Below are 14,833 nucleotides of genomic sequence, written 5' to 3'. Positions count from 1 at the left end.
TTTGCCGTGGCAAGAAATCTTGATCCGAAGTGCCGTCAGTGCCGCCGCGAAGGTGAGAAGCTTTTCCTGAAAGGCGAAAAGTGCTTCACCGACAAGTGCGCCATCGAGCGTCGTTCCTACGCGCCCGGTCAGCATGGTCAAAAATCCGGTGCCCGTCTGTCGGACTACGGCGTGCACCTGCGTGAAAAGCAGAAAATCCGACGCATCTACGGCGTCCTCGAAGGCCAGTTCCGTCGCACCTTCGCGACCGCTGCTGCCAAGAAGGGCCAGACCGGCGAAAACCTGCTGCAGCTGCTGGAATCCCGCCTCGACAACGTGGCCTACCGCATGGGCTTCGGTGCTTCCCGCTCCGAGTCCCGCCAGGTGGTTCGCCATAATGGTGTGCTGGTGAACGGCAAGCGCGTCAATATCCCGTCCTTCATCGTGCGTCCCGGCGACGTCGTGGAACTGGCTGAGAAGGCCAAGGGCCACCTGCGCGTCAAGGCTGCGATGGCTGCGGCTGAATCCCGTGGCTTCCCCGAATGGCTCGAAGTGGATATCAAGGCTGGCAAGGGTACCTTCAAGGCTCGCCCGCAGCGTAGCGAACTGCCCGCCACCATCAACGAGAGCCTCGTCATCGAACTGTACTCGAAGTAATCCGGGTCGGTTCGACGAACAGCCAAAGGACAGCCAATGCAAAGCAGTGGACTACTGAAACCGCGCATCATCGATGTGCAGAACCTCTCGCCGGTCCAGGCGCGCGTGGTCATGGAGCCGTTTGAACGCGGCTTCGGTCACACCCTTGGTAACGCGCTGCGCCGCATCCTGCTGTCGTCCATGGACGGCTTTGCGCCGACCGAGGTAAGCATCGACGGCGTGCTGCACGAGTACTCCACCATTGATGGTGTCCAGGAGGATGTCGTTGACATCCTCCTCAACCTCAAAGGTGTCGTATTCAAGCTGCACCGGGGCGAGGAAGCGGTCCTGACCCTGAAGAAAGAGGGTGAGGGCGTGGTGCGTGCCCGTGATATCGAGATTTCCCACGACGTGGAAATCATCAATCCGGATCATGTGATCGCGCACATTTCCGCCGGTGGCAAGATCGACTTGGAACTGAAGGTGCAAAAGGGCCGCGGCTATGTCCCCGGTACCATGCGTCAGTCCCCCGATGGTTCGAAGAGCATCGGCAATCTGGTGCTGGATGCCTCGTTCAGCCCGGTGCGTCGGGTTGCCTACAGCGTCGAGAGCGCCCGTGTTGAACAGCGTACCGATCTGGACAAGCTGGTGATCGACATCGAGACCAACGGTGCCATCGATCCGGAAGAAGCGATCCGCAATGCGGCCCGCATCCTGGTCGAGCAACTGTCGGTGTTCGCCGATCTGGAAGGCACTCCGGCTCCGGTCGAAGCTGCCAAGCCGATGCAGGTGGATCCCATCCTGCTGCGTCCGGTAGACGATCTGGAGCTGACCGTCCGGTCCGCCAACTGCCTCAAGGCCGAGAACATCTATTACATTGGTGATCTCATTCAGCGTACCGAGAACGAGTTGCTCAAGACCCCGAACCTGGGTCGCAAGTCGCTCAACGAGATCAAAGAAGTGCTGGCCGCCCGCGGCCTCACCCTGGGGATGAAACTCGAGAACTGGCCTCCCGCCGGCCTCGAGAAGGTCTGACCCAGCGCATCGATAAAGGAACTCAACCATGCGTCACCGTAACGGTCTTCGCAAACTTAACCGTACCAGCGCCCACCGTCAGGCCCTGCTGCGCAACCTGACCAACGCTCTGCTGCGTCACGAAGCGATTCGTACCACTCTGCCGAAGGCCAAGGAACTGCGCCGGGTCATCGAACCGATCATCACCCTGGGCAAGACCCCGAGTCTGTCCAACCGTCGCCTGGCTTTCGACCGCCTGCGCGATCGTGAAATGGTGGTGAAGGTTTTTGACGAACTGGGCCCCCGTTTCCAGACCCGTCCCGGCGGCTATCTGCGTATCCTCAAGTGCGGTTTCCGCCCTGGCGATAACGCTCCGATGGCTTTCGTGGAACTGCTGGATCGTCCCGAAGGCGGCGAGGTGGTTGAAGGCGAAGTGGCCGAGCAGGCTTAAGCTTTCACCGTCGCCCATGAAAAAAGCCAGGCAATCTGCCTGGCTTTTTTCATTGCTGCTGTCTGCTGTCGATCTGTAGAGCGCTAGAGAAGGGGCCGGTACGGCCCCTATCCCATTGCAATTAGTGTTGCAGGATCTTTGACAGAAATTGCTGAGCACGTTCGGAGCGCGGCGTGCCGAAGAATTCCTCCTTGCCGGCATCTTCGACGATCTTGCCTTGGTCCATGAAAATGACCCGGTTGGCGACCTTGCGCGCGAACCCCATTTCATGGGTGACGCACATCATGGTCATGCCTTCCTGAGCCAGTTCGACCATCACGTCGAGCACTTCGTTGATCATTTCCGGATCGAGGGCGGAGGTCGGCTCGTCGAAGAGCATGCAGATCGGGTCCATGGAGAGGGCGCGGGCTATCGCTACGCGCTGCTGCTGCCCACCGGAAAGCTGACCGGGGTGCTTGTCTGCATGGGCCTTGAGGCCGACCCGGTCGAGCAGCTTCAAGCCCTTTGCCCGGGCTTCTTCCTTACTTCGGCCAAGCACCTTGATCTGGGCGATCGTCAGATTGTCGGTGATGGTCATGTGCGGGAAAAGCTCGAAGTGTTGGAACACCATCCCCACGTGAGAGCGGAGTTTCGGCAGGTTGGTCTTGGGGTTGGCGATGGACGTGCCATTGACGTCGATATCGCCTTGCTGAAAAGGCTCCAGGCCATTGACGCACTTGATCAAGGTCGACTTGCCCGATCCCGAGGGGCCGCAAACAACGACGACCTCGCCCTTGCGGATTTCGGTGGAGCAATCGGTGAGGACCTGGAACTGGCCATACCATTTGGAGACGTTACGGATGGAGATCATGAACCGATCCTCTTGTTAAAGCGTTTGACAATCTGGGACAGGCTGAAGCAAAGCACGAAGTAGATCGCCCCGGCGAAGAGCAGTAGTTCGACGATGCGCCCGTCGCGGTCGCCGATTTTCTGTGCCGTGCCGAAAAAATCGGCCAGGCCGATGACGTAGACCAGGGAAGTATCTTGGAACAGGATGATCGCTTGGGTCAGTAGCAGCGGCACCATGTTGCGGAAGGCCTGGGGCAACACTATCAGGCGCATTGTCTGCCCCGGCGTGAAGCCCAAGGCCAGGCCGGCATTGATCTGCCCCTTGGCCACGCTCTGAATGCCGGCGCGGATGATCTCCGAATAATAGGCCGCCTCGAACAGGGTGAAGGCCACCAGCGCCGAAACGAAGCGGATATCGGCGAGCCCTTCCCCGAAGATGCTTTTGAGCAACTGCGGCACGATCAGGTAGAACCACAGGATGACCATCACCAGAGGGACCGAGCGGAACAGGTTGACGTAGCCGGCAGCGGCAAAGGCCAGGAAGCGGTTCGACGACATGCGTGCCACGGCCAGGATGGTTCCCCACAGAATGCCGATGATGATGGCGGTGAGGGTGATCTCCAGCGTTACCACCAGACCCTTGGCAAGCAGGGGTAGGGCGCCGGGAATCGAGCTCCAATCGAATTCGTAGGTCATTTTCCGCCTCCGATGAAGCCCGGTACCTGAATGTTACGCTCCAGCCGGCGCATCAGGAACATCACCGTCACGTTGATCAACATGTACAGGAGGGTAACGGCGATGAACGCCTCGTAAGGCTGGGCGGTGTAGTCAACGAGCTGTTGTGCCTGGCGCGAGAGTTCGATCAGGCCGATAGTGGTGGCGACGGCCGAGTTCTTGAAGATATTGAGGAACTCGGAGGTCAATGGCGGGATGACGATGCGGAAGGCCATCGGCAGGATCACATAGCGGTAGGTCTGGGGTAGGGTGAAACCCATGGCCAGTCCGGCGTTCTTCTGCCCGCGCGGCAGGGATTCGATACCGGCACGGACCTGTTCGGCTACCCGCGCGGAGGTGAACAACCCGAGACACAAGACTGCCGCGAGAAACTGTTGCGACAGCGGATTCATCTGCTTGAAGGCGTCCCCCCAGGAAAGGGGCAACAGTTCAGGCAGCACGAAATACCACACGAACAGTTGAACCAGCAGGGGCACATTGCGGAACAGCTCGACATGGCAAGTGGCCAGGAAGGACAGCGGCTTGCTTGGAGCCGTGCGCAACACGCCCATCAGGCCGCCGACCAGCAAGGCGATGACCCAGGCGGAGAGCGACAGGGTGACGGTCCACTGCAGCCCGACGCCCAGCCAGCCGAGATAGGTCGTCTCGCCTGACGGCACTGTCTGCAGAAAGACGGACCAGTTCCAGTTGTAACTCATGGGAAATGTCTTTCAGGGGTGAAAAGAAAAACGGAAGGGCGCAGGCCCTTCCGTCTCCGTGCGCCGTGGTGACGCGCCTGTCGCTTATTCGAAGGGCTTGTCGTTGGGAGCCTTGTACAGGGCCTTCATCGAATCCGACAGGGGGAAGTTGAGGTTAAGACCCTTCGGCGGGATCGGGTTGAGGAACCACTTGGTGTAGATCTTCTCCGCTTCGCCGGACGTCATCGCCTTGTTCAGGGCGGTGTCCACCAGCTTCTTGAACTGGGGATCGTCCTTGCGCAGCATGCAGCCATAGGCTTCGTAGGATTGGGGCGTCCCCACCACGACCCAGTCCGCCGGGCGCTTGGCCTTGGCCATTTCGCCGTAGAGCAGGGCGTCGTCCATCATGAATGCTGCAGCCCGGCCGGTTTCCAGGGTGAGGAAGGATTCCCCGTGATCCTTGGCGCTGATGATGTTCATCTTCAGCTGCTTCTCTTCGTTCATCTTGCGCAGCAGGCGCTCGGAGGTGGTGCCGGCGGTGGTCACCACGTTCTTGCCGGCCAGGTCGGCGAAGTCCTTGATGCCCGAGTCCTTCTTGGTCATCAGCCGGGTGCCGATGATGAAGATGGTGCTGGAGAAGGAAACTTGCTTGGCGCGCTCCGAATTGTTGGTGGTGGAGCCGCATTCGATGTCCACCGTGCCGTTCTGCACCAGGGTGATGCGGTTGGCCGAGGTCACCGGCATCAGCTTGACCTGCAGGTTCGGGGCCTTCAGTTCGGCTTTGACCGCATCGACCACTTTCAGCATCAACTCCTGGGAATAGCCGATGACCTGCTGCTTATCGTCGTAGTAGGAAAAGGGAATGGAGGACTCCCGATGCCCCAAGGTGATGGCGTTGGTTTCCTTGATCTTCTTCAGGGTACCGGTGTCCTGGGCGACGGCGGTCGCGGATACCGCCAGGGCGGACAAACCAAACGCTACCGTGAGGGACTTGGCGATCATGTTCATCTGGGCATTCCTCTCGTTATGAACGGTGTATGACAACAGAGCGGGAAAGGGCGAAAAAGTTGCCGGTTATCACGCACATTTCCAGGCGGGGCCTACGCACTGCGCAGAAAATGCGGCGGACTGGGGCGTTTTTCCGGGCATTGCCGCTACCGGAGCTAAATATCGACGAGCGATGCATGACTCCGGCGCACGGCGTCAGTGGGGCGATTTAACCACTTCTAAGCCCGGCGGTGTATTGCGGCGCATCAACCAGGCGGCTCGGCATCCGGTGAGAGCGGACAGTCAGGCTGCGACGAACGAGCCGTCGGGCTGGCGGCCTTCCTCGTTTTGTTGCAAGGCCCACAGCTGGGCGTAGGCGCCGCCTGCGGCCAGCAGCTGGCCGTGACTGCCCCGCTCGACGACGCGGCCGCCGTCGAGTACCAGAATCTCGTCAGCATCCATCACGGTGGACAGGCGGTGGGCGATCACCAGGGTGGTGTGGCCCCGGGCCGCGGCGCGCAGGCTCTCACCGATGGCCTGCTCGGTCTTGCTGTCCAGGGCCGAGGTGGCTTCGTCAAAAATCAGGATGCGCGGTTGCTTCAACAGTGCCCGAGCAATGGCCACCCGCTGCTTCTCGCCGCCGGACAGCTTGAGGCCCCGCTCGCCCACCCGGGTTTCGTACTTGTCCGGCAGGCTCTCGATGAACTCGTGCAGCTGAGCGGTGCGCGCCGCGGCGACGATCTCCTCCCGGCTGGCTTCAGGCCGGCCATAGCGCAGGTTGTAGAGCAGGGTGTCGTTGAACAGCACCGTGTCCTGGGGAACGATGCCGATGGCGCTGCGCAGGCTCTCCTGGCGGAAGTCGCGAATGTCCAGGCCGTTGACCCGCACGGCGCCGCCGGTCACGTCGTAGAAGCGGAACAGCAGGCGCGACAGGGTGCTCTTGCCGGCGCCGGAATGGCCCACCACGGCCACCTTGTGCCCGGCCGGCACGGTGAACGACACCCCGTGCAAGATCGGCCGCTTGGCGTCGTAGTGGAACTGCACGTTCTCGAAACGCACCTCCAGGGGGCCGCTAGGCAGGTCCCGGGCGTCCGGGCGGTCGGCGATCTCCCGGTGTTCGCCGAGCAGCGTGAACATCCGCTCGATGTCGGTCAGGGCGGTGCGGATCTCCCGGTAGACGATGCCGAGGAAGTTGAGGGGCATGTACAGCTGGATCAGGAAGGCATTGACCAGCACCAGGTCGCCCACGGTCATGCGCCCCTCGGCTACGCCGCTGGCGGCACGCCACATCATGGCGGTCACCCCCAGGGCGATGATTGCCTGCTGGCCCAGGTTGAGGGCCGACAGGGACAGCTGGCTCTTCACCGCCGCGCCTTCCCACTTCTGCAAGGCGGTGTCGTAGCGGCGTGCCTCGTACTGCTCGTTGTTGAAGTACTTCACCGTCTCGAAGTTGAGCAGGCTGTCGATGGCCTTGCTGTTGGCGGCCGAGTCCGATTCGTTCACCGCCCGGCGGATGGTGATGCGCCGGTTGGACACCACCACGGTGAACACGATGTAGGCGGTCAGCGACACCAGGGTGATGAGCACGAAGCCCACGTCGTACTGGACGAACAGGATGCCCATCACCAGAGCCAGTTCCACCAGGGTGGGCAGGATGCTGTAGAGCAGGTAGCTGATCAGGCTGCCGATGGAGCGGGTGCCCCGTTCGATGTCCCGGGACACGCCGCCAGTCTCCCGCTCCAGGTGAAAGCGCAGCGACAGGGAGTGCAGGTGGCTGAACACCTGCAAGGCGATGGAACGCACCATGCGTTGGGTCACCCGGGTGAACAGCATCTCGCGCAGTTCGGTGAACAGGGCGGTGGAAAAGCGCAGCAGGCCGTACAGCAGCAATAACAGCACCGGCAGGGCCAGGGCCTGCTGGGGGCCGGACAGGTCGTCGATCATGTGCTTGAAGATGATCGGCGTGCCGACGTTGGCGAACTTGGCGGCGATCAGGCAGGCCATGGCCAGGGCTACACGTCCGCGGTACTGCCAGACGTAAGGCAGCAGGGTGCGCAGGGTGGCGAGTACGTGCAGTTCTGGGGCGGGCCCAGTGGCGGGCAGGTAAGGGGCGGAATGGGAGCGGCGCATGACGGGGCCCGGAGGCGGAGAGCGAAAAGACGGGAAAACTCGGGTAGGTCCCAGTATGCCCCGCCCGCCCCGCTTTCGTCTCGTTGCGGCAGGAGCGGCAACGTGCCCGCGGCATGGGCGTCTTCATGGAGGCATCGTCAAACCCCGCGCCAGTCCTTGTTCTTGGCGATGCTCCCTTGGAACTCCGCGCCAGGCGCGGGGTTTGGGGAGGTGGCTTGCCGCGTCATGACCGGGAGGGGTGGAGTAAAATTCGCCCATGACCGATCCGCGCTTCATCCACCTCCGCCTCCACAGCGAGTATTCCATCACCGACGGCATCGTCCGTCTCGACGACGCCGTGGCCAAGGCGGCCGGCGACGGCATGCCGGCCCTGGCCCTGACCGATCTGTCTAACGCCTTCGGCCTGGTCAAGTTCTACCTGGCTGCCCGGGGCAAGGGGGTCAAGCCGATCGCCGGTGCCGATCTGTGGATCGCCAACGACCAGGAACCGGATCGGCCCTATCGCCTGCTGCTGCTGGTGCGCTCCCATGCGGGCTACCTGCAACTGTGCGAGTTGATTTCCCGGGCCTACCTGGAACCGAGCCGGCGCGACCGGGCGGAACTGAAGCGCGAGTGGTTCACCGAGGTCGGCTGCGACGGCCTGCTGGCCCTGTCCGGTGCCCATTTCGGCGACGTCGGCGAGGCCCTGCTGGCCGGCCATAAGGACGAGGCGGAAAAGCGTGCGCGCCGCTGGGCCGAGCTGTTTCCCGATGCGTTCTACCTGGAAGTGCAGCGCTACGGCCAGCCCCAACAGGAAGTGCTGGTCCAGGCCACCGCCGCCCTGGCGGCGGAAACCGGCCTGCCCCTGGTGGCCACCCACCCGATCCAGTTCCTCTCCCCGGACGACTTCCTCGCCCACGAGGCCCGGGTGTGCATCGCCGAGGGCTACGTGCTGGCCGACAGCCGGCGCCCGCGGCCCTATACGGAGCAGCAGTACTTCCTCACCCAGGCGGAAATGGCCGAGCGCTTCAAGGATCTGCCCGAGGCCCTGGCCAACACGGTGGAGATCGCCAAGCGCTGCAACCTGTCCCTGACTCTGGGCAAGAACTACCTGCCCCAGTTCCCCACCCCCGAGGGCATGACCCTCGATGACTTCCTGATCGACGAGGCCAAAAAAGGGCTGGAAGAGCGCCTTGCCCACCTTTACCCGGATCCGGAAGAGCGTGAGCGGCAGCGGCCGCGCTACGAGGAGCGCCTCAAGTTCGAGTGCGACACCATCGTGCAGATGGGCTTTCCCGGCTACTTCCTGATCGTGGCCGACTTCATCCAGTGGGCCAAGAACAACGGGGTGCCGGTGGGGCCGGGCCGGGGTTCCGGCGCCGGCTCCCTGGTGGCCTACTCGCTCAAGATCACCGACCTCGATCCGCTCGCCTATGCCCTGCTGTTCGAGCGCTTCCTCAACCCGGAGCGGGTGTCGATGCCCGACTTCGACATCGACTTCTGCCAGGACAACCGCTGGCGGGTGATCGAGTACGTGCGCGGCAAATACGGCGCCGATGCCGTGTCCCAGATTGCCACCTTCGGCACCATGTCGTCCAAGGCGGTGATCCGTGACGTGGGGCGCGTGCTCGACATGCCTTACAACTTCTGCGACCAGCTGTCCAAGCTGATTCCGGTCGAGCAGAACAAGCCCCTGGGGCTGAAGGAGGCCATCGAGGCCGAGCCTCAGCTCAAGGAGCGGATCGAACAGGAGGAGGAGGTTCAGGAACTGTTCGCCCTGGCGGAAAAGCTCGAAAACCTGTCGCGCAACGTCGGCATGCACGCCGGCGGCGTGCTGATCGCCCCGGGCAAGCTCACCGACTTCTGCCCCCTCTATTGCCAGCCCGGCGGCGAGTCGGTGGTGTCCCAGTACGACAAGGACGATGTGGAGAAGGTCGGCCTGGTGAAGTTCGACTTCCTCGGCCTGCGCAACTTGACCATTATCGAGCTGGCCCTGGACTACGTGGAGCGGCTCACCGGCACCCGCCCCGATCTGGCGGCGCTGCCCTTCACCGATCCGGACGCCTACCGCATCCTGAAAGAAGCCAACACCACGGCGATCTTCCAGGTGGAATCGGACGGGATGAAGAAGCTGCTGAAAAAGCTCGGCCCCGACCGCTTCGAAGACATCATCGCCGTGCTCGCCCTGTACCGCCCCGGCCCGCTCGGTTCGGGGATGGTGGACGACTTCATCCTGCGTAAGAAGGGCCAGCAGGCCATCGACTATTTCCACCCGGACCTGGAAGCGAGCCTGTCGCCCACCTACGGCGTCATCGTGTACCAGGAACAGGTGATGCAGATCTCCCAGATCATCGGCGGCTATACCCTGGGCGGCGCCGACATGCTGCGCCGGGCCATGGGCAAGAAAAAGCCCGAGGAAATGGCCAAGCACCGGGAGACCATCGCCGAGGGCGCCAAGAAGCAGGGCTACGACCCGGCCCTGGCCGAACAACTGTTCGACCTGATGACCAAGTTCGCGGAGTACGGCTTCAACAAGTCGCACACCGCCGCCTACGCCGTGGTCACCTACCACACCGCCTGGCTCAAGGCTCACCACTGCGCGGCGTTCATGGCGGCGACCCTGTCGTCGGACATGGACAACACCGACACGGTGAAAATCTTCTATGAAGACACGGTGAAGAACCGCATCGCCGTGCTGCCGCCGGACGTGAACCACTCCGACTACCGTTTCGTGCCGGTGGACGCCAAAACCATCCGCTATGGCCTGGGGGCGGTGAAGGGTACCGGCCAGCAGGCGGTGGATTGCATCCTCGCCGCCCGGGCCGAGGGCGGACCCTTTACCGATCTGTTCGATTTCTGTCGCCGGGTAGACAAGCGCCTGGTGAACCGCCGCACGGTCGAGGCCCTGGTGCGCGCCGGCGCCTTCGACTCGATCGCCCCGGAGGAGGGCGACCGGGCCCTGTTGCTGGCCTCGGTCGGCGTGGCCATGGAGGCCGCCGAGCAGGCCGCCGCCTCGGCCCACCAGGGCGGGCTGTTCGACATGTTCGCCGCCAGCGGCGAGGCCACCGAGCATGCCCCCGACTACGTGCGCCCGGCCGCCCCCTGGGACGAGAAACAGCGTCTCACCGAGGAAAAGATCGCCCTGGGCTTCTTCTACTCCGGCCATCCCTTCGATGCGGTCAAGCACGAGGCCCGGCGCTTCGTCAAAAAGACCCTGTCCCAGCTGGAGCCGGCCCGGGACTTCCAGGTGGCCGCCGGCATCATCGCCGACGTGCGCACGCGCATGAGCCAGCGCGGCAAGATGGCCCTGATCCTGCTCGACGACGGCACCGCCCAGGTCGAGGTGACGGTCTTCTCCGAACTGTTCGACGCCAGCCGCGGCAAACTCAAGGTGGACGAACTGCTGATCGTCGAGGGCAAGGTCAGCCGCGACGACTTTCGCGACGGCATTCGCTTCGTCGCCGAAAAACTGATGACCCTGGCCGACGCCCGCAGCGAATTTGCCCGCTACCTGGCCCTGTCCATGAACGGCCAGGCCGATGCCAAGAAGCTCAAGGCCCTGCTCGCCCCCTACGTGCCCGGTCCCTGCCCGGTGCGACTGCGCTACCGCAACGACGCGGCCAGCTGTGAACTGATCCTGGGGGAGGCGACCCGGGTGCGCCTCGAAGAGCCCCTGCTCGCCGACTTCCGCCGCTGGCTGGGCAACGATGGGGTGACCGTGGCCTACGCCGGGGATTAAGCCCCCCGTCGCAAACCCCGCGCCAGTCCTTGAGTTTCGAGGGGGCTGTCTGGAGAACGAGCAACCACGCGGCTTTCGCGGCGCCATGCTTGTAGAATGAGGCGGGGCGCGGCGTTCCGCGATGGGGCTGGGGTAACCTGGTGCAACGGCAGGGCCTGCTCCGCCTCGTCCGGCCGTTCCGGACCCTGTCAGCGGTAAAGCGCTGACGCACCGGTCATCGGGTGCCCCGGTCCGCTTCCCCGGGCTGGGGGCGACTGCTCCCGGACCGGGGCTCCTTCTTACCAACTACTGCGCCATTTCTCACGCGATAGCCATGACCCTGATCGACCAGACCCTGCTCGACGCCCTGTCCACCGAGGCCCGCCAGGCGCCCCGCGGACGCAAGAACCGCAACTTCCATCCGAGCGACGATTTCCCCGCCCACCGGTTGCTCAACGCCATCGAGCCCGGCTCCTATGTGATGCCCCACCGCCACCTCGATCCGGCCAAGGGGGAAACCATCGTGGTGGTCCGCGGGGCGGTTGGCATCGTCCTGTTCGATGACGAGGGGGCGGTTACGGCAACCCACCGCCTGGTCGCGGGGGGCGAAGTGGTCGGTATCGATCTCCCCGCCGGAACCTGGCACTCGGTGCTGGGGTTGCAGCCTGGCTCGGTTTTCTTCGAGGCCAAGGCCGGCCCGTACGTGGCGATGCAGGCGGCGGAACGGGCGCCTTGGGCGCCGGCCGAAGGGGATGCGGCGGCCACGGCCTACCAGACGTCCCTGGCACAACGCTTCGCCTGATCCTGGCGCGCTTGCGCCGTACGCGTCGTGCTGCGGCGCGGAAACCAAGCCTGGGGCGATTTGTTACACTCGTCCTGGCTATTCCGCTGGCAATAACCCATTCGTGCTCATGAATCGCCCATGTCGGCACGGGCTTGGCAGATGGCGGGGTTGCCGGGCCGGTCAAGCGATACGGCCGGGCGTGACAATGCCCACAGACAGGTAAAACAAGAAGGGGGAAAATGGTCAGCAGCCAGACCGGTCCAGGACGGAAGCCGGGCCAAAAAAACGGCGGGGAGCGTTGGTGAGGGCGGAAGAATCCGCCGCAGCCGCGACGCGTGGCGTCGCAAATGCGTTGCCTCTGCATCCGCTCCCCAGGTTGGCAGCCCCAGTCCGAATGGGCTTCCGGTAAGAAGCTCGGACCTGCCGCCGACCCCAAGACCATAAAAGGAGAACAGCGAGGCGCAGGCTACGCATCCTCACTTACAAGATGCTTACGCCATGTTTTTCGTACCTTTCCCGTTGTCGATGGCGCCGCGGCAACGCCGCTGCGATGACAATGGGGTTGCTGCTTCTCCGTCTGCACTCACCAGGATTTCATGCGCATTCTCGTAGCAGAAGACGACAAGATCATCGCCGACGGCCTAGCCCGTTCGCTCAAGGCTACCGGCTACGCCGTCGACGTGGCGACCAACGGCCTGGATGCCGACAATGCCTTGGTGGCCAATACCTATGACCTGGTGATCCTCGACCTGGGCTTGCCGCGCCTGCCCGGCCTGGACGTACTGAAGCGCCTGCGTTCGCGCCAGAGCGCCGTGCCGGTACTGATCCTGACTGCGCTCGATGGCACCACCGACCGGGTCAAGGGGCTCGACCTGGGGGCTGATGACTACATGGGCAAGCCCTTCGACCTGCAGGAGTTGGAGGCCCGGGTGCGCGCCCTGACCCGGCGTTCGTCGGGCACGGCGCCTCTGATCCAGTGCGGCGCCCTGACCTACGACCAGGTGGGCCGGGTCGCCCAGTTGAACGGCGTCAGCCTGGATCTGTCGGCCCGGGAACTCGGCCTGCTGGAAATCCTGCTGTCCCGCGCCGGCCGCCTGGTCTCCAAGGATCAGCTGGTGGATCACCTGTGCGGCTGGGGGGAAGAGGTGTCCCACAACGCCATCGAGGTTTACATCCACCGCCTGCGCAAGAAGCTCGAGCCGGGAGTGCGTATCGCCACGGTGCGCGGCCTGGGCTATTGCCTTGAAAAGCCCCAGGACGATGCCCGTTCCCGTTGAGGCAGACGTCGCCCCTGGCGGGGGCGGTCGGCGTCGGCGGCGGGGCGGGGACAGCCAGCGCTCCCTGTTCGGCGAGATACTGGACTGGATGCTGGCCCCGTTGCTGTTCGTCTGGCCGGTGTCGATCGCCATCACTCACTACTTCGCCAACTCGGTGGCGGCCTACCCCTACGACCAATCGCTGCGCGAGCACGTCAACGTCGTCACCCGCCAGATCAAGTTCGTCGACGGCAAACCGGTGGTGAACCTGCCCCTCTCGGCCCGGGCCATCCTGCGTGCCGACGAGGTGGATAGCGTCTATTTTCACGTCATCAATCGCCAGGGTCAGCGCATTGTCGGCGATCCGGAACTGCCCCTGCCGGACGACCCCGCGACGATGGCCGGAGAGCAGGGCGAAATCCAGTTCCGTGACACCGAAGTGGGCGGTCAGGATCTGCGTGTCGCCTACTCGGTCCTGGGCGATCCGGGGGTGCCCCGGGACAAGTGGCTGATCGTCGAGGTCGGCGAAACCCTGGAAAAGCGTTCCCAGCTGGCCAACAAGATCATCGCCAGCGTCATCCTGCCCCAGTTCATCATCATCCCCCTGGCGGTGGTGCTGGTCTGGTTCGGTCTGTCCCAGGGGTTGCGTCCCCTCACCTGGCTGCGCGAGCGCATCGAGGCCCGGGCCGAGGACGACCTGTCGCCGATTCCCAACCGGCGGGTGCCCGAGGAGTTGCGTCCCCTGATCGAGGCGTTCAACGCCATGATGGAGCGGGTACAGCGCAACCTGGAGGTGCAGACCCGTTTCATCGCCGATGCGGCCCACCAACTGCGCACGCCGCTGGCCGGTCTTAAGGCCCAGGTTCAACTGGCCCTGCGCGAAAACGATGCGGAACAGGTTCGCCATGCCCTCGCCCAGATCGATTTCAGTGTCGACCGGGCCTCTCATTTGGTGAACCAACTGCTGGCCCTGGCCCGGGCTGAGGGAGTCACGGGCGATGCCGGCCAGGTCGAGGTGGACCTCAACCAGTTGCTCAAGGAATGCGCCAGCGAGTGGGTCTTTGCCGCCTTGGAAAAACACATCGACCTGGGCTTCGAGGATGCCGGGGCGCCAGTGTTGATCCGCGGCTATCCGTTCTGGCTGCGCGAGTTGATCAACAACCTGGTGGACAATGCCTTACGCTATACCCCGGCCGATGGCCGGGTCACCTGTCGAGTACGGCGGGAACTGGGTGAGGGGAGCGCCGCCGATCGGGTGGTGCTGGAGGTCGAGGATAACGGCATCGGTATCCGTCCCGAGGAGTGCGAGCTGGTGTTCGAGCGCTTCTATCGCAGCGAGGAAGTGACCGGCGGCGTGGTGGACAGCAAGGGCAGCGGCCTGGGATTGCCGATCGTGCGCGAGATTGCCACCTTGCACGATGCGGTGGCCCGGCTGGTGCCCAACCCCCTGGAGCGCGGCACGGTGGCTTCCGTGTCCTTCCCCTTGCATCGCCCTGAAGCGCCTGTGGCACCTCCGCCGCCGCCCAATCCGATCATGTCGGGTGTTGCCTAGGGCTAGGGCGCTTTCCCGAATTATGTTATTACGCAGTGCACAATTCGTTGCTCGTAAGTAAAACGTAAGGTTCTCCTCCTAGATTAGCGACATTCCCGTCCATCCCG

12 protein-coding genes are annotated in these 14,833 nt (G+C 63.6%); 7 read left to right on the top strand and 5 right to left on the bottom strand.

Going from position 1 to position 14,833, the window contains the following annotated elements; translation table 11 throughout:
- Nucleotides 1-6: 6 nt before the first annotated feature.
- Genes rpsD through rplQ form a run of 3 tightly spaced genes read left to right on the top strand, consistent with a single transcriptional unit; the run spans nucleotide 7 to nucleotide 2,080 of the window.
- Nucleotides 7-636: a 30S ribosomal protein S4 gene (rpsD, locus tag OTERR_RS13925; protein ID WP_054621695.1), complete on the top strand. Its 630-nt coding sequence runs from the start codon at nucleotides 7-9 to the stop codon at nucleotides 634-636.
- 36 nt (nucleotides 637-672) lie between these two features.
- Nucleotides 673-1,650 (top strand): DNA-directed RNA polymerase subunit alpha, encoded by a 978-nt coding sequence (locus OTERR_RS13920; RefSeq protein ID WP_054621694.1) that lies wholly within the window; start codon nucleotides 673-675, stop codon nucleotides 1,648-1,650.
- 28 nt (nucleotides 1,651-1,678) lie between these two features.
- On the top strand, nucleotides 1,679-2,080 hold the full coding sequence (gene rplQ / locus OTERR_RS13915; protein WP_054621693.1) for a 50S ribosomal protein L17: 402 nt from the start codon (nucleotides 1,679-1,681) through the stop codon (nucleotides 2,078-2,080).
- A gap of 121 nt (nucleotides 2,081-2,201) precedes the next feature.
- On the opposite strand, the gene OTERR_RS13910 is transcribed toward rplQ, so the two are convergent.
- The 5 genes from OTERR_RS13910 to OTERR_RS13890 form a co-directional block, all read right to left on the bottom strand.
- Nucleotides 2,202-2,930 (bottom strand): amino acid ABC transporter ATP-binding protein, encoded by a 729-nt coding sequence (locus OTERR_RS13910; protein WP_054621692.1) that lies wholly within the window; start codon nucleotides 2,928-2,930, stop codon nucleotides 2,202-2,204.
- A complete protein-coding gene (gene gltK / locus OTERR_RS13905) occupies nucleotides 2,927-3,604 on the bottom strand; it encodes a glutamate/aspartate ABC transporter permease GltK (protein ID WP_054621691.1) in 678 nt (225 codons plus the stop codon). Before gltK ends, OTERR_RS13910 begins: the two co-directional genes overlap by 4 nt.
- Nucleotides 3,601-4,341 (bottom strand): amino acid ABC transporter permease, encoded by a 741-nt coding sequence (locus OTERR_RS13900; protein ID WP_054621690.1) that lies wholly within the window; start codon nucleotides 4,339-4,341, stop codon nucleotides 3,601-3,603. The genes gltK and OTERR_RS13900 overlap by 4 nt, the downstream gene beginning before the upstream one ends.
- Nucleotides 4,342-4,425: 84 nt before the next feature.
- Entirely contained in the window at nucleotides 4,426-5,319 is an 894-nt protein-coding gene (locus tag OTERR_RS13895) for a glutamate/aspartate ABC transporter substrate-binding protein (RefSeq protein WP_246154508.1), read from the bottom strand.
- 291 nt (nucleotides 5,320-5,610) lie between these two features.
- Nucleotides 5,611-7,437 (bottom strand): ABCB family ABC transporter ATP-binding protein/permease, encoded by a 1,827-nt coding sequence (locus OTERR_RS13890; RefSeq protein WP_149426137.1) that lies wholly within the window; start codon nucleotides 7,435-7,437, stop codon nucleotides 5,611-5,613.
- 256 nt (nucleotides 7,438-7,693) lie between these two features.
- On the opposite strand from OTERR_RS13890, the gene dnaE reads away from it, so the two are divergent.
- From dnaE to OTERR_RS13870, 4 genes are all read left to right on the top strand, one after another.
- Complete coding sequence (gene dnaE, locus OTERR_RS13885; protein ID WP_149426136.1) at nucleotides 7,694-11,155, top strand: DNA polymerase III subunit alpha; 3,462 nt, start codon at nucleotides 7,694-7,696, stop codon at nucleotides 11,153-11,155.
- A 313-nt stretch (nucleotides 11,156-11,468) separates the two neighbouring features.
- Nucleotides 11,469-11,936, top strand: a complete 468-nt coding sequence (locus OTERR_RS13880) for a WbuC family cupin fold metalloprotein (protein WP_054621687.1) — start codon at nucleotides 11,469-11,471, stop codon at nucleotides 11,934-11,936.
- A gap of 578 nt (nucleotides 11,937-12,514) precedes the next feature.
- A complete protein-coding gene (locus OTERR_RS13875) occupies nucleotides 12,515-13,195 on the top strand; it encodes a response regulator transcription factor (protein ID WP_054621686.1) in 681 nt (226 codons plus the stop codon).
- 88 nt (nucleotides 13,196-13,283) lie between these two features.
- A complete protein-coding gene (locus tag OTERR_RS13870; RefSeq protein WP_149426135.1) occupies nucleotides 13,284-14,726 on the top strand; it encodes a sensor histidine kinase N-terminal domain-containing protein in 1,443 nt (480 codons plus the stop codon).
- The last annotated feature ends 107 nt before the right edge of the window (nucleotides 14,727-14,833 follow it).

The organism is Oryzomicrobium terrae, from assembly GCF_008274805.1.
In the GTDB taxonomy this organism is placed as follows: domain Bacteria; phylum Pseudomonadota; class Gammaproteobacteria; order Burkholderiales; family Rhodocyclaceae; genus Oryzomicrobium; species Oryzomicrobium terrae.
The sequence above is the reverse complement of the archived record's forward strand: the minus strand, read 5'-3'. Positions and strand labels throughout refer to the sequence as shown.

Coding starts and splice junctions, on each gene's coding strand:
- OTERR_RS13920 (WP_054621694.1), top strand. CDS start 673: ATGCAAAGCAGTGGACTACTGAAACCGCGCATCATCGATGTGCAGAAC.
- rplQ (WP_054621693.1), top strand. CDS start 1,679: ATGCGTCACCGTAACGGTCTTCGCAAACTTAACCGTACCAGCGCCCAC.
- OTERR_RS13910 (WP_054621692.1), bottom strand. CDS start 2,930: ATGATCTCCATCCGTAACGTCTCCAAATGGTATGGCCAGTTCCAGGTC.
- gltK (WP_054621691.1), bottom strand. CDS start 3,604: ATGACCTACGAATTCGATTGGAGCTCGATTCCCGGCGCCCTACCCCTG.
- OTERR_RS13900 (WP_054621690.1), bottom strand. CDS start 4,341: ATGAGTTACAACTGGAACTGGTCCGTCTTTCTGCAGACAGTGCCGTCA.
- OTERR_RS13890 (WP_149426137.1), bottom strand. CDS start 7,437: ATGCGCCGCTCCCATTCCGCCCCTTACCTGCCCGCCACTGGGCCCGCC.
- dnaE (WP_149426136.1), top strand. CDS start 7,694: ATGACCGATCCGCGCTTCATCCACCTCCGCCTCCACAGCGAGTATTCC.
- OTERR_RS13880 (WP_054621687.1), top strand. CDS start 11,469: ATGACCCTGATCGACCAGACCCTGCTCGACGCCCTGTCCACCGAGGCC.
- OTERR_RS13875 (WP_054621686.1), top strand. CDS start 12,515: ATGCGCATTCTCGTAGCAGAAGACGACAAGATCATCGCCGACGGCCTA.
- OTERR_RS13870 (WP_149426135.1), top strand. CDS start 13,284: ATGCTGGCCCCGTTGCTGTTCGTCTGGCCGGTGTCGATCGCCATCACT.